This window comes from Mesorhizobium sp. WSM4807 (assembly GCF_055811615.1).
This window is the reverse complement of sequence record NZ_JBVVQY010000003.1, coordinates 275,395-292,517: the sequence shown is the minus strand read 5'-3', so window position 1 is coordinate 292,517 and position 17,123 is coordinate 275,395. Positions and strand designations below refer to the sequence as shown.

The window sequence follows — 17,123 nt, the reverse complement described above, 5'->3', positions numbered from 1 at the left end:
GCGATCAGGGTTTACCGATGTCTCTTATCCCGGCCTACGAAGACATCGCGGCACGCCTGCTTCTGACCGTGCTCGCCGGTTCATTGATTGGCCTCGACCGGGAGGCGCGCGGACAGGCGGCCGGCCTCAGGACAACCATCCTGGTCGGGCTGGCCGCCGCGATCGCAATGACACAGGCCACCATTCTGCTGGAGGTTGGCGGCAAAGCTCCGAATTCCTTCGTCCGTATGGACGTTCTTCGCTTTCCCCTGGGCGTGTTGACAGGCGTCGGCTTCATCGGTGGCGGCGCCATTCTTCGCCGGGGCAGTCTTGTCAGCGGTGTCACTACAGCAGCCACGTTGTGGATGATGACGATGATCGGATTGGCTTTCGGGGGTGGCCAATACGCCTTGGGCGCAGCCGGGACGGCGCTGACGCTAATCATTCTGCTCGTGTTGAAATGGGTCGATCTGGTGATACCGCGCGAACACCACGCCGTGTTGGCGCTCACCTGGAAGGCGGCGGATCATGACGACCTCGACGCGATCATCGGGCCCTCCGGTTATCGAGCGCGCCTGGTTGGAATGGAGCGGCGCCCAGATCGCGACAGCCCCGTGGTGTCGTTCGACATCAGCTGGAGGCGGTCTGACAAGGGACCGCCGCCGACGGATTTATTGACACTGGTAGGTGAGCATTGCGAAATCGAGAAGTTTAATCTCGTCAGCGAATCTGTGTGATAACCGCTACACTGACTGCCAAGCAGGCCGGGCACCAAGCCGGCAGCATCGGCAGCTCGAAACGGGCATCATCGCTTCTTCACGCTGCTTTTCGACCTATCTGTTGAGCGCAAGGCAAATCGGGAAAAGGCAGTTGGCACAACGTTCGGGAAGCGCAGACCTTCCACTTCATGGCGGACGCGTGCCGAAATGGCTCGGCGACCGCATGACGCGCCTTGGCGCGGTCATGTGCGAGGCGATCATTCACCATTACGGTCGTGAGGAGCTGCTGCGCCGGTTGGCGCATCCCTTCTGGTTCCAGTCGTTTGGCGCCGTCATGGGAATGGACTGGCATTCCTCCGGCATCACGACCAGTGTCATCGGCGCCTTGAAACGTGGTTTGGCTCCGCTCTCCGGCGAACTCGGCATTCACGTGTGCGGTGGCCGCGGCGCGCATTCGCGCAAGACCCCGCACGAGCTTGCCGCCATCGGCGAGCGCGTCGGCTTCGACGGAACAGGCCTGGCAACGGCCAGCCGGCTCGTCGCCAAGGTTGACAGCGCCGCCGTCCAGGACGGCTTCGATCTTTATCTGCATGGCTTCATCGTGACCGACGACGGCGACTGGGTCGTGGTGCAGCAGGGCATGAACGGCGACAGCAAGGTGGCGCGCCGCTATCACTGGCTGTCCGAAGGCTTGAAGAGCTTCGTCGATCAGCCGCATGCCGCCATCGAAGGCGCCAACCAGGGCGAGATCGTCAACCTGACCGACCGCCGCGCCGACGCTTCGCGCAAGGGACAGTTGGAGCTGCTGCAGGACCTCGGACCGGATCGCATTCTGAGGGAATTCGCCGCGCTCGTGCGTGACGTGGCTGCAGAACCGGAGACAGACCAGCCGATGCTGCCACACCTGGTCATGCCGGCGCACCACGACGTTCGCGAAAGCGATGTCGTCATGCGCCGTCTTCATGGCAACATGGCGGCGGCTGCCGAGCGTGGCCCCGCCGAGTTCTCCGAGCTTCTCCTGGTCCCCGGCGTCGGCGCGCGCACGGTGCGGGCGCTGGCGCTCGTGGCCGAGGTTCTGCATGGCGCGCCATGCCGTTTTTCCGATCCCGGCCGCTTCTCGCTGGCGCATGGCGGCAAGGACAGGCATCCATTCCCCGTGCCGCTGAAGGTCTATGACGAGACGATCGGTGTGCTGAAGTCCGCCGTCCACAAGGCCAGGCTCGGCCGCGACGAAGAAATCGGTGCCTTGAAGCGGCTCGACGACCAGTCGCGGCAGGTCGAACGCTATGTCACAGGCCCCAGCCTGAAGGAAATTGTTGCCGGAGAGTTCGATCAATCGCATCTGCTCGGCGGCCGCAGCGTGTTCGGCTGGGAGGCAGCACCCGAGGCGCCCGCGGACGTCGAACAAATCAAACACAAGGGATAATCGGCCCGGATCGCAATTCAGCGGACCTAGTGGTGAAAATCTGACCTTGATACCCAAAACGAAATACCGATTTCGACCCTTCTCTGCCCTTCCGTCGGAGAAATTGAAGGGGAAGCCTTGACCCTGATCGGACCTTTCGGGACCTATTTTCCCTCCAGAAACCCGACATTCGGTCCAGCCAGCGCTCATGACCGAAAGACGACTGACGTCTACCGCGAGGTGGACGGCAGCTCTGCGCCGATGTCGGCCGTAGAAGTCGATCTTGACGTTGCCCGGAAGCAGACATCTCCTTTGACCGCGCTGTACTTGGCGTCGCGACGAGCCTCCGAGCACATCTCAGCAACGCGGTCAAAGGTTGTGGGTTGTTAAATGTTTACAGCTTTGCGCATCACCTCGCTTTCGTGGCTCTAGATCTCGTGCAGGCAATCCTGAGTCAGCCGAGCGTTGGCTGCCACCGGCCCTGCCACCGAGACTATGTTGCCATCCGCCTCGTTTCGTGGCGGCCTTCTCGCAGCCGGATTCAGGCCGCGTGCTTGGAACTAATGACGGGCGAGACTGTTCAGCTGTGACTTTGGCATGACGCTGACGTGCCCTCCTGGCTGGGTAAGCCTCGATCTTGAGGAGACTCGCATCATGAAGATTTCGTTCAGATTTCGTTCAGTCGCGGCTGCGGTTGTCGCTGCAGCAGGAATCAGCTTTGCCGGCTCCGCGCATGCCGACAGCGGTACGATCCGCTTCTCAGTCTACAAGGCTGCCTTCTTTGTGGGTGGCTCTGGAGGCGAGGGCACGCTGACCTTCCATGGTCGCCGCTATCCCATCTCTGTCGGCGGCATCTCGGGCGGCCTCGCCTTCGGGGCTTCTAAGACCTATTTCCATGGTACCGTGCGCCACATTCGCCGCGTCCAAGATGTGACGGGGGTCTACGGTGCGGCGGGCGGTGGCGGCGCGTTCGGCAAAGGGGCCCAGGTGATCGTCATGACCAATGACAAGGGCGCCCAACTCGAACTCTCAGGCAAGCAGGTAGGCCTGCAAGTCAACGCCGATCTCAGCGGTATTGCTATCACGGTGAAGTAGGGGCCGTCGCTCCGTTCGTCGTCCCTGCAGTCGGCCCACTACGCTGAATACAAAGGTCGGCTTTCAGCGCTACCATCTAGGAAGCGGCCGTTCCACTGTCGGCCCAAAGGGTGGCGATCAGCAGCACGCCTCATGTCGGCCATAGAGCCGAACTTTGCCTCCACCAAGCAGACATCGCGGGTAACCGTGGTCGCGCCAAAACCGGAAGATGGAACTGCTCCACAACAAGGTCCGATTTGCTTGGTGAGCAGACCTCTGGTCCGCTAGAGTCCCAAGTCTCCACCGGGCTGCAGACCGAAACCCGGAAAACGCTGATCTCATAGTAAGCTGATGCATCTGGAGCGCCTATGATGAAGCCGACCGGATCCACCGAGGCAGTGAGGATCGAGGACCTTGACGACGCGGGGCTGGTTGAACACGCGCGACTGCGTGACCCCGCCGCATTCTGGTTAATCATCAAGCGTCACAATCAGCGGCTTCACCGGGTCGCCCGCGCCGTCCTGAATGACGACACCGAGGCCGAGGACGTACTTCAGGAGACCTATATCCACGCCTTCACCCATCTGGCCGAATTCCGCGCGGAGGCGCGGCTGTCGACCTGGCTCACCCGGATCGCGCTGAACGAGGCGCTGGGACGCCGCCGGAAAAGGCGGCCCACCGTCGACGTGAAAGCCATCGAAGGCATGGTCGCTCCGTTCAGCGCCCACAAGCCTGATCCCGAAGAGGCGGCCGCTCTCGCTGAAATCCGCAGCCTCCTGGAGCGAGCCGTCGGTGGCTTGCCAGAGCCCTTTCGCATCGTCTTTGTCATGCGAGACGTCGAGGAAATGAGCATTGAGGAAACGGCTTTTCTCTTGGCATTGCGACCTCAGACGGTGAGCACCCGTCTTTATCGCGCACGCCGGCTGCTCCGCGAGGCGCTGCGGGACAAGCTCGCCACCGTGTTCACGGATACGTTTCTCTTCGCTGGCGCCCGTTGTGACCGCCTCGCGCAATCAGTCCTCGATCGGCTCGCAATCCGCCTGGTTCGAAAGGATAATCATCCGTTGAACACGGCGACCGAGCGCACGTAGACGCCGTCCACGCCGAGATTACGCCGGCTCCTTTCGCGGGGCTGTTGTAGCGGGACGCGGGAATATTTTGGCGGCCCGGACCATCTAATCATCAGGCAAATGCACTCGGCGCCGCGGTGCTGACAGCGGCGTTGAATCAACAAACATAGGAGACCGCCATGCAGGGCGCACTTCACCTATCCCGGCGTCAGTCGCTTCAGGGACTTGTCGTACTCGGTGCCGGAGCGGCACTCGGCGGAATCGCGCGGCCTTCTCCGGTATTGGCACAGGACATATCGGACGAAGACATTTTCCGCTTTGCGCTCAACCTCGAATATATGGAGGCTGAATACTACCTCCGCGGCACCACCGGAAAAGGCATCGACGCTGCCGATGCCGGTTCGAAACCCGGCGACGTCGTTGGTGGAAAGCAAGTCTCGTTCGAGACGCCGGCCATCGGCGAATTCATGCAGGAAGTCGCCGAAAATGAACTCGCGCACGTACGCTTCTACCGCAAGACGCTTGGAACGGACGCTGTTGACCGGCCGGCCATCGATTTCGATGCGGGGTTCAAGGCGGTTGCGGAAGCAGCGGGCCTCGGGCCGGACTTCGACCCTTTCGGCAACGAAACGAACTTCGTTCTCGGCGGGATGTTGTTCGAGGATGTCGGCGTCACTGCCTATGCCGGTGCGGCGACGGTTCTCAAAAACAAAGACTTCCTCGCCGCCGCCGCAGGCATCCTGGCGGTCGAGGCCTACCACATGGGCATGGCGCGATCTACGCTATACCGGAAGGGAGAGGAAGCCTGGAAGGCCGCCAACGCCGTCTCCGATGCCCGAGACAAAATCGACGGATCTGACGATAAGGACCAGGGGATCCAGGTGGACGGAAAAGCCAACATCGTTCCTTCGACGCCCGATGCGATCGCCTTCACCAGAACGCCGCAGGAGGTGCTCCGGATCGTCTATCTCAGCGACAAGGACGGAGTGAGCAAGGGCGGCTTTTATCCGGAAGGGATGAACGGCACACTCAAGAGCACCTGAGCCAGTTGCGACGAGTGACGATGCGCCGCCGGAAACCGAGCGGCCTCGTAGTGGCTGCTCTTGGAGAAAGACCATGAGTAAAGATGATGATGTGAACCACGGATCGGCAGCTTCAAGCCGAGTGCTGTCTCGCCGCAATTTCCTGAAAGTCTCTGTGACCGGTGCGGCGATTGCCAGCGCCGGCGGTCTTTCAGCCTGTATGACTGGACCGGTGGCAGCCGGAAAGAAAACCAAGGCGCTGGCGCTGTACCAGGACACCCCAAATCGTGGCCGACGCTGCGGTGGGTGTACTCACTTCCGAGAGCCAAACGGGTGCGAGATCGTTGCCGGTGCAATCAGCCCAAATGGCTGGTGCCGTTTCCACGAGCCGCTGCCGGCTTGATGCACCAAGTTGCGGTGTCCCGCCTTATGTCTCGGGCGGGAGCAACGCGTCGTCAGCTTCAACGTCCACACAGGACATTGCCTGGCCCGCGGCAAGGCGTCTGCCTAGGTGAAGGTCACGACGATACCACACCAACCTGAATGTCCGCTCTTGAATATTCGCAGCCCGAAGCTGCCGGTCTTCTCTCGGCCCCAATCGAGACGCTCGGGCAATACGCGCCAGCGTCCGCTCGTGGCGCGACCGAGCCGGCCGGCGCATCGGCTCGGATTGTACCGCAACGGAGCGTTCTACGTCGCGATCGGGTGGAATGTCGACGTTCAGGTTGGATTACCCGCGGGCTCTACGCCGATAACATTCTGCTCCGCGTCCGTCGTGAACGTTCCCTTCGATTGATCCAATATTACAAGCACGTTGCCGAAAGGGTCACATACACGGGCGCATCGTCCGATCGCGATGTCGAACGGCGGTTCCACTGCCGTTCCGCCCGCTGCCAAAAATTCTCGAAATGCCGCGTCCACATCATCAACCAGAATATCAGTCTCTGGACCAATACGAAGATGAACTACTAGTTCTGCATCTGCTTCAGGCAACGCGAAGCCGGCAGCTTCCGCGTCCCGCCAGATGAGGGCATGGCCGAGCCGATCCCGATAAAAGGATATGGCTTCGTCAAGATCGCTCACATGCAGTAGATAGTTGTCGAGTTTTCGGAACAACGGTCTTTTGGCGGCCTCGTAAGCCATTGCGGGACCTCGCGCAGTTTCACGGGCTCACATCAGTGCCCAAGATTATGGTTCCGCGACGAGTTCCGCAACGGCTCGGCTCAGCATCGGCTCCAGCTGATGCCAGCTTGCAACAGCTCTTTGTATCGCGGGGACGGCAGCTATGGGGTCGATTCCGGGCCTAGCGCGAACGTCCGGTTCGGAGATTCGTCATGAACGACCGGAAGTGGCGCTCTCTGCTCGTTCAGGAGGCTAAACGAACTACGGCTTCCCACCCAAAACGGTTGTCTGACCTCGGGGACCAAGCGTCAGGTTTTCACCACTAGCCTGATCCGCATTTGGGCCTCAGGCATCCAGATCGATCAAGGCGATGCCAAGTTCCGGGCGCTTTCTGCGGCGCAGATGGCCAGGCGCTTCCACCAATGTGACTTCGAGTGTCGGCTGAACGATGCCTTCGAGCAGATGTCCTCCCTTCGTGCTGCCATCGCGCAAGCCGAGCACCGCGTGGACATGAAGGCTGGGTTTGCCGTCGTCGCCGATCGCAACATCGCCGATCGCGCTGAGCACCTCGCACTGTTCCTGGACGGGGATTTTCCGATAAGTTTTTTCGTTGAAGTCGAACCAGCCGACAGTCGCCCTTTCGAAGGCGCCGAGCGCGGTCAGCGAGGCGCCGCCAATGTCCTGCTCGACCGCGAAAGATGTAAGCGCCGCGAACGCTTCCTCGCCAGGATCAAGCACCACCACGAACGTCCTTTGTCCGGCGCTTTCGGCGACGAGTTGCGATTTCATGATTTCAATCCTGACACTTTTTCGGCCTTTGCCTTGTTGTCTTTCTGTCGATCGAGTTTGAACGAAAAGACGGCTGGAGAGTTCCGATTGCCAATTCGAAACTGGCGATCGGACTGTGCATTGCGCGGGATCACGGCAACCGATGTCGGCAAACCATTTCATTCATCGCCTTGTCTCTATTCCTCCGGGGCGGTGGCGGGAGCCGTATAACGGCGACGTACTGCATCCAGAACGTGCTTGCGGCTTTCCTGCGCCGAGAGCATTTCGTCCTTTTCTGCCTCGGCGGTTTCGCGCGCCAGCTCCTTGTCCCTGATCTGATGGCGAAACCATTCGGAATAGTCGCCGGCGCGCAGGTGATGCTCCCAAGTGCTGTCGTCGATACCTTCGGCAATCTGAACGAAGATCATCAGATTGTGGGCTCGCAGATTCATGGCGTTGTCGGGACCTCTGAAATAGAAGCTGCCGGCCTCGTCGAGCTGACCTTCTGCATATTTGCGACTATGACGCTTAAGAGACTGGCGCGGCTCCATCGCTTTGACCACGGCAATCTTCTTGCGAGTTTGCGGCTGCCAGAACAACACGCGCTCCTCTTTTGGCGACGGAATATCCTTTGGCGGCTTGGCACTCGTCTCATGACAGAAGGCCTTGATGACATTCTTGGCCTTGGGACCGAGCGCAATGACGGCAGTGACCAGACGCAGGGCGTCGGTCGAGATCGCTTCCGGGTGAACGGTGATCAGGACAGTTCCCGGCAATTCCAGCGACAGGACGGCGCGCGTGTCGTCGCGCCTCTTGGGCAGAAGATGATGCGCCTCGTCGATGACCAGCCAATGCGGCCTCGCCGTACGGTAGCGGAAACTGCCAAGACCGGGGAGCAGTTCGGCAAAGAAGTCAGGTCGCTCATTGACCCGCAATGCCAGCCCATTGACGACCACATTGGTGTCCGGCTTTTCGATCAGGTCGAGCACTTGAGCCTTTGTCGGTTCGCTTGAGCCATCGCCTATCCGGACGGCACCTTCGAGGCCATCATAGTCGCCTTCCGGGTCGAAAATGCAGAACTGAAAGCCGTTCTCGACGAAGCGTTCCGTCAGCGCGGTGGCCAAGGTGGATTTGCCGATGCCGGAGCTTCCGGCGATCAGCACCGTGTCGGTCGGCGTCAGATAGACTTCGTCGCCGCCGACCGTGCCGAGAAGGATGCCGTCGCGGCGTTTTCGGACAAATTCCCGATCGCGCTTTACCAGTTTTTCGATCAGTTCCTCGACGCCTTTTCCACGCGCGCCGCGCGTTACAAGGTCCGCGGTATCCTTGACCGCCGCAAGTGCATTGTCGACAGCGACGCTGCAGCCGCAGGCCTGCAGGAAGGCATGATCGTTTTCAGCATCGCCAATACCGACCACATTGTGGGGTGACAGCCGGAGGTCCTCAAGTGCAGCGGCCAGCCCGGTTGCCTTGTTGATGCCGCTCGGCAGGATCATCACCGCGCCCTTGTTGAAGATGATTTCCAGCTCAAGCCCGAGTTTCTTGATGACCTCAAGAACTGTTGCCTGGTGTGGTTCCCAAGTCGCAACGATCGACCGTCCGACTGAAAGCGGCTTGACGCCGTGTTTCTTCAGCTTGGCGACGAACTTGGGCGCCGGTGCAGGTGAGATCGCACGTTCTTCCTCGCTGGCAGGCGTGTAGATCAACGCCCCATTTTCGGCGACGACCTTGTCGAATAGGCCGAGCTCGGGAAAAACCCGCTTGAGGTCGGGCAGTTCTCGGCCCGTGACGAGAATGAGCTTGCGGCCACTTTTCTTGACCCGTTCGAGAGCAGCAAGGGTCTTTCCGGAGACGATCCCATCGTGCGCCAGCGTGCCGTCATAGTCTGTCGCCAAGGCAATGAAATACATCTGTCGACCATTTCATGTCTGAGATCGCCGCTACCGCCGTCGCACGCGAGAGGTCGCACGACGATCGAGCTGAGCGAGCGACGAGCACTCAGTAGCCGCCGATGATCGGCAATATCTCGCCGGTGATGTAGCTCGAGCAGTGCGGTGAGGCGAGGAACACATAGGCCGGCGCGATCTCCTCCGGTTGTGCGGGCCGTTTCATCGGCGTGTCTGCGCCAAATTTCGAAACGTCACCGGCTTGCTTGTCCGACGGATTGAGCGGCGTCCACACCGGGCCTGGCGCCACGCAGTTCACCCGGATTCCCTTTTCGATAAGGTTGCCGGAGAGTGCGCGCGTGAAGGCATGAATGCCGCCCTTGGTCATTGAATAGTCGACCAGTTGCTTCGAGCCCTCGATACCGGTTACGGAGCCACTGTTGATGATCGCCGAACCGGGCTTCATATGCGGCACGGCCTCCTGCGCCATGTGGAAGTAGCCGTAGAGGTTGGTCTTCAGCGTGGTGTCGAAATGCTCTTCGGTCAGCTCGCTGAAGTCGCTGGAATGGATCTGGAAAGCGGCGTTGTTGACCAGCACGTCGATCCGGCCAAATTCCTTCACCACCTCAGCCACAGCATTGCGGCAGTGGTCGCGCTCGCTGACGTCGGCCTTGACCAATATGCAGCGCCGGCCCTCGGCTTCGACGGCCTTCTTCGTCTCTTCGGCATCCTTATCCTCGGACAGATAGACGATCGCCACGTCGGCACCTTCGCGCGCATAGAGCACGGCCACCGCACGGCCTATGCCGGAATCGCCGCCGGTAATCAGCGCCACTTTGCCGTCGAGCTTTTTCGATCCGATATAGAACGGCGCATCGTAAAGCGGCGCTGGCTCAATCGCCCATTCGTGCCCCGGCTTCGGCTGGTGCTGTTCGGGAAAGGGCGGCTCGGGATATTTGCGTGCTCCGGCCTGCATGGCGCCTTGTTGCTTGCCATTGCCCCTCGATTTGTCCTTGGCATCGATGCCGCGCTGGATGTGGCGTTGCTTGGCGGCTTCGCTGGCGATTTCCGATTTCATCTGCATGGCTGTCTCCTCGGCTTGGAGAACGAACAACGCATGTCCGGCGAAAAAGTTTACGCGACGGCGTCATTCCTTCAGCAGCGAATCCAAATCGCCAGGAAATCGACGGTGCGTACTGCCCCAACTGGCAACGAATGACGCGGCCGGACGTTTGTCCGAGAAACTGACGGCGCGCCAGCCAGCACGCGGCGTTCCGAGGCTGGTGGACCGGAGATTTCCCGCGTCTCGTCCGTACAGGCGATTTTGACACTGGATCGCGCCAAGGGAGAGGAAAATGGCTGAAGGTCATAGCAAACCAAACGGGCCGGATCTGGTCGAGGGCATCGCGTTATCCGATCTTCCCGATGGCGCAAAGCTCCTCGGCCATTGCGGCGATGAGCAGGTGCTGCTGGTGCGCCGCGGGGCCGAGATCTTCGCCATCGGGGCGACATGCACACATTATGGCGGGCCGCTCGTCGACGGTCTTGTGGTGGGAGACACCGTCCGGTGTCCCTGGCATCACGCGTGCTTCGATTTGCGTACTGGCGAGGCCTTGCGCGCCCCGGCATTTAATCCACTCGCTTGCTGGTTGGTAGAACAACGCGATGATCGGATATTCGTGGGAGAAAAGCGCAAGCGGACGGCATCGAAGCAGCGCAATGGAAGCTCCGGCCAGGTTCCGGAGAAAATCGTCATTGTCGGTGGCGGCGCGGCCGGTTTCGCGACGGCAGAAACACTGCGGCGCGAACATTATCAAGGCAGCCTTGTCATGCTCAGCGACGACGAAGCGCCGCCCGTTGATCGGCCCAATCTTTCCAAGGACTACCTCGCCGGCAAAGCACCGGAGGATTGGATTCCGCTGCGCCGAGAAAGCTTCTACTCGAAGAACGATATCGATCTGCGCCTCAATGCGAACGTCGCCAGCATCGATGCACGTTCTGGCGAAGTTGTACTCGCGGACGGGGCCCGGACTGCTTACGACAGGCTGCTGCTTGCGACCGGAGCCGAACCGGTTCGCCTGACCATACCCGGCGCCGACCAACCACATGTTCACACGCTGCGCTCGTTCGCAGATTGCAAGGCGATCATCGAGCGAGCCACGACTGCGCGCTGCGCCGTCGTGCTTGGCGCCAGTTTCATTGGCCTGGAGGTTGCCGCGGCCCTGCGCTCGCGCGAGATCGAAGTTCATGTCGTGGCGCCGGAAAAACGGCCCATGGAACGGATCCTGGGTCCGCAAATGGGCGACTTCATCCGCGCCCTCCATGAGGAGAATGGTGTCGTATTCCATCTCGAGGACACCGCGAGCAGCATCGACGGCAGCAAGATGAAACTCAGCAGTGGCGATACGTTGGCGGCGGATTTCGTCGTCGTCGGCATCGGCGTGCGACCGCGGACAGGGCTTGCCGAAACGGCGGGGCTCATCCTTGACCGCGGTGTCGTAGTAAACGCCTTTTTGGAGACGAGCGTACCAGGCATCTTCGCGGCCGGCGACATTGCGCGGTGGCCAGATCCTCACAGTGGCGAGAACATTCGGGTCGAGCATTGGGTAGTTGCCGAGAGGCAGGGGCGAACCGCGGCCCTCAACATGCTCGGCCATCGCGAGAAATTCGTCGCCGTGCCGTTCTTCTGGAGCCAGCATTACGATGTTCCCATTAACTACGTCGGCCATGCCGTGCAATGGGACGAGATCGCGATCGATGGAGACATCGTTGCCAAGGATTGCCTGCTCCGCTTCAAACGCGAAGGGCGCACGCTGGCTGTCGCATCGATCTTCCGCGACATCGAAAGTCTAGGGGCCGAGGTGGAAATGGAGCGCCAAATCACCTAGCGAAGCGCCCGCTGTACGGCCGGTTCAGCCCGCGCGATCAGTCTCGGCGCGCAATGATCCAGTCGGTTGCCGCCGCGAGATCGGCGACGGTTGCGGTCGGGCGCGGATCAAACCGTTTCTCATCGCCCTGCCGGTATTTGCCTGTCCGCACCAGCAGCGCGCCCGAAAGTCCGGCGCGCAGGGCGCCAGCTATATCGGCCTCGGCGTCGTCGCCGACCATGATCGCCTGATCTGGCGGACAGTCCATGCTTGCCAGCGCCGACAGAAAGAATGCCGGCGAGGGCTTGCCGAGAACGGTTGCGCGTTTCAGGGAGGCAAATTCCAATGCCGCGACGAATGGCCCTGCATCGAGGCTGAGCTCGCCGTCAGCATCCCGAAACGTCCGGTTGGTGGCAAGGGCCAGCAATTCGGCCCCCGCGCTCAGTTCGCGGAACGCGTCATTCAACGCCGCATATGTGAAGGCCTCTCCGGCATCGCCGACGATGACGGCGCGCTTGTCGCGATCCGGCAGTTCGCAAAAATCCGGCGCAAGGCCGGGGTGAATCAACAAGTATGGCGCGCGGCCATTGCGAAGCAGCCATTCGCGTGCAGCGTGCGCCGGCGTGAAAACATCTGCATTGGTAACGGTGAGTCCCATCGCCTCCAGACGTTCGAGAATCCTCTGTTTCGACGAGCGCGTGGTATTGCTTATGAAGCGTATGGCCAAACCGGCCTGACGCAAACGCGCGACAGCGTCGATCCCGCCTGGTATGGCGATCTCGCTATCGTAGATGACGCCTGCGAGGTCCAGCAGTACACCCCTTGTCATTGGTCCAGCATGACCACGAGTCCGCCATGCGTCAAATCCGGGAACAAGGCCATTGTTGTTCCTTTTGGATCAGGGCGGGCAGGCGCACTCGATTAACCGACGGTCACTGCCACCATTCGGGGAAGGCCGTGCGGGCGGCTTCGGCCAGCGTCGCGATCTCCCGGTCGGGAACCGAGCTGTAGGGCCGGAGCAGTCGCGGGCCAAGCGGCTCCCAGCCGCCGGCTGCCACCATCGCTTTGTCGAGCGTGAATTGCACCGCCGCCGGGCGAAGTGCCAACACCCGCATCAGCCGCTCACGCGCGACGCGCGGATTGGACTGGCTGATGCCGATCTGGAAGGGCAGGCGCGCGCGGCCGGCCATCGCGGCCACCAGGTCGCTAAGCCGGTCGAACCCGGGTTCGGTCCGGCAGTGGAAATTCACAGGCCGTGCCGTTGGAATAATGCCATCGACTCCGCAAGCACAGGAGGCACCTCTTCGCGCCGCAAGGGCGTGTGGACCCGCAGACAACGAGGCCGGACGCGACCCGCAACCGACAACGATCCCTGCCGGGCGGCGGTAAACGGCGACGTTGGGCCCTGTCGGAAATCCGCCAGGAGCGATCTTTACAGTTGGCCGCCCAGCCATTCCCGCAAATCGCGGTCTTGCTGACTTTCGGCAATGGGCGGCGAGGGCCGCATCCGGACATACCAGATGGCGGCAAGCACTCCGGCAGCCCACGCGCCGGCGAACACATTCGCAATGAGGTCGATCGGAACCTCCCAAGCCGGCCAGAACATTAGCACGGCATCAATCAGGGGCGCGACACCAATTAGGAGTACAGCAGGTGGATTGCTGAAGAGGACGTTGCTTATGGCGGAGAATACGTCAGAATCCTATCCGCGAGGGCCGGTGCTGTCGCGCCGGGAAGCGCTTCAGGCGGGTGCCGGGACCTTGGGGATGACAGCGCTGCCGTCGCAATCGGGGCGGCGGCGACCTCTTCGGCTAAGGAGACAAGCACCATAACGCGCATAGCTTGCCAGGCATCCAATCGCTTTAATGAACAGCTCCACAAAAAAGAAACCAATTGAATAGCCCTAAAAACGTAACCGAAATCCGGCCGCTCTGAAACTCGACGCATACAGTCGTATGATAACAGCGTACTGGGATCGGGGGCCGCGCGGCTTGCCCGGCTAATGCTCTAAAATTACTTCCGCTTTCGAGGCAATGGGGACATGGCGGGACTTGGCTCTGGCTCGACTCTGTCGTGAATGACCCTGGCTGCGTGAAAACGCTGGAACCAGTCATCAGCGCGAAACAAAAGAATCGAAACTCCAGCCTTGGCGAATCTTTAATGCGCGAGCGGCGCCGCGGACGAATCAATCTTGCGCCAGATCAACCCGCAGATCGGTTTTCACGCAGCCAAGACCCGAAGCCGACCTGCCCAAACGTGCGATTCCCCGGTCCATGAACCAGACAGGTCTCAACCAAATGGCGCGATCACAATTGGGGCGGAGATTGATGGTGCAGCCTGGTCGTCAATGCGCCATCGAGTTTCCATAGGCGTGCGGTTCCATGATGTGATGCGGGTCATCTATTCATTGCTCTAATGGAATCACTTTTGGCCTCGACATTTCCATAGTCAAAGGCGAGCGCCGTCAATGGACCGACAATGATCCACTGAACGGCCGTGAAAGCCGTCTCGATCATGAGATAGTCAGGAACCGATGACATGAAGGTTTTGGCAGCAACGGCAAGCGTGGTGAAACTCCAGGACAGAATGCCACGATGCGGAGAGCGCACCCAGCAAGATCCGCGTGCACCAGCTTGTTGCTCTCATCTCGCTCCAAGTGTACCCTGACGATTGCGGACGGCCATCCTTCTATGAGACACGAAGGGGGTAAACGGGACGTAAGACCGCGCTTTTGGCTGTAGCGCTTTCCAGAGTGGCGACTGTCAGGACCAGATAGGCGGCCGTTACCGTCCATTGTGAACGGAGGTCCACTATGCCCAAGAAGAAGCAACTCGCTGCGGACACGGACAACGATACCTTTCTGTTCGTTAGCAGCACCAACACGAAGAGCGTCATGGCATACGACGGCGAGACTGGCGCCTTTCTGAAAAAGTTCGCCAACGGTGGCGGCCTCATCGAACCCGAAGGCATCGCCTTCGGTCCCGACGGCAACCTGTACGTCGCCAGCCGCAGCGATGAAGTGCTTCGTTACGACGGGGAGAAAGGCAACTTCCTTGATGTCTTCGCCAGCGGCCACGGCCTCGTCGACCCGGCCGGCATCGCATTTGGCGGACCAGACAACGACCTTTTCATCGCCGCGGGCCTCACCGACGACGGCCTCGGCAACCAGATCCTCCGCTTCGACGGAGACACCGGCGTCTTCGAGGCCGTCGTCGATCCTGCCAACGCGGCCGGGCTCGACGACCCGGAAGCGCTGGTCTTCGGACCGGATGGCCTGCTCTATGTTGCCAGCGCTCCGGAATCAGGACCCGGCGAGGTCCTTCGCTACGACCCAGCGACGAACTCGTTCGTCGACAAGTTCGTCCCCAGTTCGGAGAGCAACATCTTGGATCCGACCGGCATGGTCTTCGGCCCCGACGGCGACTTGTTTCTCAGCAGCGCCGCGACGAGCGAGGTCATGCGCTACGACGGCACGACCGGCGACTTCGAAGGTGTCTTCATCACCGCCGGCAGCGGCGGCCTCAATGAGGCCGAGGGCATGGCGTTCAACTCGAACGGCAACCTCTTGGTCGCAAGCGAGCTGGGCCACTCGGTGCTGGAGTATGACGGTACCACCGGCGCATTCGTCGGCGAGTTCGTCGTTGCGGGCAGCGGCCACCTTTCGGAGCCGACATTCATCACCTTCGGACCCCCTGAATCGGACTTTTTCATTTGAGGATTCCAGTGTCAAAAGATCGGCCGTCCTAGAGTCGTTTGCAGGAATCGGAACCAGGCGAGCCCGCGGGCTTTGGCGACACGCCGTTGCGCACGCCTGAGGCCCTCTACGACAAGGGCCTTGGGCAGTTCATCCTGCCTTGCGACGCGGTTCGTCGGTCGCCCAACCCGGACGAGTTCCTCCTGGCTTTTCTTCAGGAAACCTATGAAGCGGCCGCCAATCTCGGGAAGTGGGATCGGCAAACGCTTGAGCGGCATTAGGTGTAGCCGGACCGGGCAAGGCGCAGCCCCCTGCGCAACGCGAATGACGAGGTCGACGTCGCCGGTGTGAGCGTCGGCACCTGTGCGCAAGCTAATAGGTCCGCCGTGGTCAGGTCTTGAATCTGATTGGCCGACAGGGAAGGCGTCGATCACGCGCAACTTTTGCTGCAGTGCATGAGTCCGGAGCTGGCCCATCGCGTCGTCTTGCTGCGCCGCGGAATTTGGTCGGTATCGGGGCATAGCGGGCATCGATCAAGCACCATTTATGAGTACGCGTCCTAGGACAGCAAGGCCGCGAAAGCGAGACGTATTAAGCAATTCCATGGATGTTTTGCAGTTTTCATAACAGCAACCTGTTGATTCGGTTAGCTTTTCGATGACTCGGTCTGATTTTCACATTTTCTTACACATTCCTGGCATGTGTAAAAAATATCTAAACTAAATCAAGAACTTATAGATACACGCAGGGGACTTAAAAGGTTTTGCTGGTTAGCGGTTTCTCACTTGTGGCGGCAAGATTTTACGCTTCCGCGCCGAAGGCGACGCCCAGTTGCGCAGCGCCGCCCCGATGGGCGGTCATCATGTGCCAGCGCCCACAAGCACCCGGTCCGTTTTCTTGGAGCCGGATCGAGAGCACCGGAGCGCGGGTCTCGTCCATGAAGTGCTTGGTCGAGCACTTCGGCGAGGGCTGACCCGACAACCATCACCGCAAATTCAACCGCATTCTCAGGCGCAGGAATGACCACATTTCCGCAGCGTTCGGTAATCTTGTTCCACTGTCACGACCGGACTTTCCTGCACGATCCGTGCCTTGACCCAATTCGTCCATCGAGATGCCTCTCCCGTCTGCCCCTCCACGTTGTGAGAACCTCCGACGTAGCCTCCATGGACAAACTCCCTTCGATATTCCATGGAAGGTCGATCACAGATCACTGCAGACGGGACAACGTGGAGGCAGAACACCGGTTACGGTGGATTGTAGGAGTGGGAGCGTCACCGCCATGCGGTATGCTATGCAGTTCGACCAATGGCTGCGTGGCGCCGGTCAGACGAACATTCTAGCGTCTCAACCAGCCTTTCTTTGCAAGGATGCAGCCAGCCGAAATCCCGACGCTGCCGGCGCGTCCTCAACGGTAGAGTGCCAACTAGGGTGCTAGCATCTGCAATGGATGCTGACTCCAGCCACGATTACCAGGCTAAGCGCTAGCATCCAGTTGCGGTCGTAGGCGAGCCCAA

At 60.5% G+C, this 17,123-nt stretch carries 15 protein-coding genes; 9 read left to right on the top strand and 6 right to left on the bottom strand.

Annotation, left to right across the window (positions count from 1 at the left end; genetic code table 11):
- Window positions 1-17 precede the first annotated feature (17 nt).
- From AC0L3N_RS05630 to AC0L3N_RS05605, 6 genes are all read left to right on the top strand, one after another.
- Window positions 18-716: an MgtC/SapB family protein gene (locus AC0L3N_RS05630; RefSeq protein ID WP_473546242.1), complete on the top strand. Its 699-nt coding sequence runs from the start codon at window positions 18-20 to the stop codon at window positions 714-716.
- A 133-nt stretch (window positions 717-849) separates the two neighbouring features.
- Window positions 850-2,124, top strand: a complete 1,275-nt coding sequence (locus AC0L3N_RS05625) for a DUF763 domain-containing protein (RefSeq protein WP_473546240.1) — start codon at window positions 850-852, stop codon at window positions 2,122-2,124.
- 633 nt (window positions 2,125-2,757) lie between these two features.
- The gene (locus AC0L3N_RS05620; protein WP_473527837.1) at window positions 2,758-3,198 is read left to right on the top strand and encodes a hypothetical protein; all 441 of its coding nucleotides are present in this window, start codon (window positions 2,758-2,760) and stop codon (window positions 3,196-3,198) included.
- A 347-nt stretch (window positions 3,199-3,545) separates the two neighbouring features.
- Window positions 3,546-4,268, top strand: coding sequence for an RNA polymerase sigma factor (locus AC0L3N_RS05615; RefSeq protein ID WP_473546238.1), 723 nt, complete (start codon window positions 3,546-3,548; stop codon window positions 4,266-4,268).
- A 158-nt stretch (window positions 4,269-4,426) separates the two neighbouring features.
- Entirely contained in the window at window positions 4,427-5,290 is an 864-nt protein-coding gene (locus AC0L3N_RS05610) for a ferritin-like domain-containing protein (RefSeq protein WP_473546236.1), read from the top strand.
- Between the two features lie 73 nt (window positions 5,291-5,363).
- Window positions 5,364-5,672 carry a twin-arginine translocation signal domain-containing protein gene (locus AC0L3N_RS05605; RefSeq protein WP_473546234.1) on the top strand — a complete coding sequence of 103 codons (309 nt, stop codon included), beginning with the start codon at window positions 5,364-5,366 and terminating at the stop codon, window positions 5,670-5,672.
- 317 nt (window positions 5,673-5,989) lie between these two features.
- On the opposite strand, the gene AC0L3N_RS05600 is transcribed toward AC0L3N_RS05605, so the two are convergent.
- From AC0L3N_RS05600 to AC0L3N_RS05585, 4 genes are all read right to left on the bottom strand, one after another.
- Complete coding sequence (locus tag AC0L3N_RS05600) at window positions 5,990-6,412, bottom strand: VOC family protein (RefSeq protein WP_473486091.1); 423 nt, start codon at window positions 6,410-6,412, stop codon at window positions 5,990-5,992.
- 324 nt (window positions 6,413-6,736) lie between these two features.
- Window positions 6,737-7,180, bottom strand: coding sequence for a PPC domain-containing DNA-binding protein (locus AC0L3N_RS05595; protein ID WP_473546232.1), 444 nt, complete (start codon window positions 7,178-7,180; stop codon window positions 6,737-6,739).
- Window positions 7,181-7,356: 176 nt separating this feature from the next.
- Window positions 7,357-9,069 (bottom strand): HAD family hydrolase, encoded by a 1,713-nt coding sequence (locus tag AC0L3N_RS05590; RefSeq protein WP_473546230.1) that lies wholly within the window; start codon window positions 9,067-9,069, stop codon window positions 7,357-7,359.
- A gap of 88 nt (window positions 9,070-9,157) precedes the next feature.
- Window positions 9,158-10,129: an SDR family oxidoreductase gene (locus AC0L3N_RS05585; RefSeq protein WP_473546228.1), complete on the bottom strand. Its 972-nt coding sequence runs from the start codon at window positions 10,127-10,129 to the stop codon at window positions 9,158-9,160.
- 271 nt (window positions 10,130-10,400) lie between these two features.
- Between AC0L3N_RS05585 and AC0L3N_RS05580 the strand changes: the two genes are divergently transcribed.
- Entirely contained in the window at window positions 10,401-11,933 is a 1,533-nt protein-coding gene (locus tag AC0L3N_RS05580) for an FAD-dependent oxidoreductase (protein WP_473546226.1), read from the top strand.
- Window positions 11,934-11,970: 37 nt separating this feature from the next.
- Here AC0L3N_RS05580 and AC0L3N_RS05575 read toward each other — a convergent pair whose 3' ends face one another.
- A complete protein-coding gene (locus AC0L3N_RS05575; RefSeq protein WP_473546224.1) occupies window positions 11,971-12,741 on the bottom strand; it encodes a TIGR01458 family HAD-type hydrolase in 771 nt (256 codons plus the stop codon).
- 103 nt (window positions 12,742-12,844) lie between these two features.
- Complete coding sequence (locus tag AC0L3N_RS05570) at window positions 12,845-13,162, bottom strand: hypothetical protein (protein WP_473546222.1); 318 nt, start codon at window positions 13,160-13,162, stop codon at window positions 12,845-12,847.
- Window positions 13,163-14,724: 1,562 nt separating this feature from the next.
- Here AC0L3N_RS05570 and AC0L3N_RS05565 point away from each other — a divergent pair.
- Window positions 14,725-15,627 carry a Vgb family protein gene (locus AC0L3N_RS05565; RefSeq protein ID WP_473546221.1) on the top strand — a complete coding sequence of 301 codons (903 nt, stop codon included), beginning with the start codon at window positions 14,725-14,727 and terminating at the stop codon, window positions 15,625-15,627.
- A 38-nt stretch (window positions 15,628-15,665) separates the two neighbouring features.
- Window positions 15,666-15,887 (top strand): DUF5996 family protein, encoded by a 222-nt coding sequence (locus AC0L3N_RS05560; protein ID WP_473546219.1) that lies wholly within the window; start codon window positions 15,666-15,668, stop codon window positions 15,885-15,887.
- Window positions 15,888-17,123 lie beyond the last annotated feature (1,236 nt).

Bases quoted from the DNA above. Each gene is read 5' to 3' on its own strand.
- AC0L3N_RS05610 (WP_473546236.1), top strand. From the start codon at position 4,427: ATGCAGGGCGCACTTCACCTATCCCGGCGTCAGTCGCTTCAGGGACTT.
- AC0L3N_RS05590 (WP_473546230.1), bottom strand. From the start codon at position 9,069: ATGTATTTCATTGCCTTGGCGACAGACTATGACGGCACGCTGGCGCAC.
- AC0L3N_RS05565 (WP_473546221.1), top strand. From the start codon at position 14,725: ATGCCCAAGAAGAAGCAACTCGCTGCGGACACGGACAACGATACCTTT.
- AC0L3N_RS05600 (WP_473486091.1), bottom strand. From the start codon at position 6,412: ATGGCTTACGAGGCCGCCAAAAGACCGTTGTTCCGAAAACTCGACAAC.
- AC0L3N_RS05585 (WP_473546228.1), bottom strand. From the start codon at position 10,129: ATGCAGATGAAATCGGAAATCGCCAGCGAAGCCGCCAAGCAACGCCAC.
- AC0L3N_RS05580 (WP_473546226.1), top strand. From the start codon at position 10,401: ATGGCTGAAGGTCATAGCAAACCAAACGGGCCGGATCTGGTCGAGGGC.
- AC0L3N_RS05575 (WP_473546224.1), bottom strand. From the start codon at position 12,741: ATGACAAGGGGTGTACTGCTGGACCTCGCAGGCGTCATCTACGATAGC.
- AC0L3N_RS05605 (WP_473546234.1), top strand. From the start codon at position 5,364: ATGAGTAAAGATGATGATGTGAACCACGGATCGGCAGCTTCAAGCCGA.
- AC0L3N_RS05615 (WP_473546238.1), top strand. From the start codon at position 3,546: ATGATGAAGCCGACCGGATCCACCGAGGCAGTGAGGATCGAGGACCTT.
- AC0L3N_RS05630 (WP_473546242.1), top strand. From the start codon at position 18: ATGTCTCTTATCCCGGCCTACGAAGACATCGCGGCACGCCTGCTTCTG.
- AC0L3N_RS05620 (WP_473527837.1), top strand. From the start codon at position 2,758: ATGAAGATTTCGTTCAGATTTCGTTCAGTCGCGGCTGCGGTTGTCGCT.
- AC0L3N_RS05595 (WP_473546232.1), bottom strand. From the start codon at position 7,180: ATGAAATCGCAACTCGTCGCCGAAAGCGCCGGACAAAGGACGTTCGTG.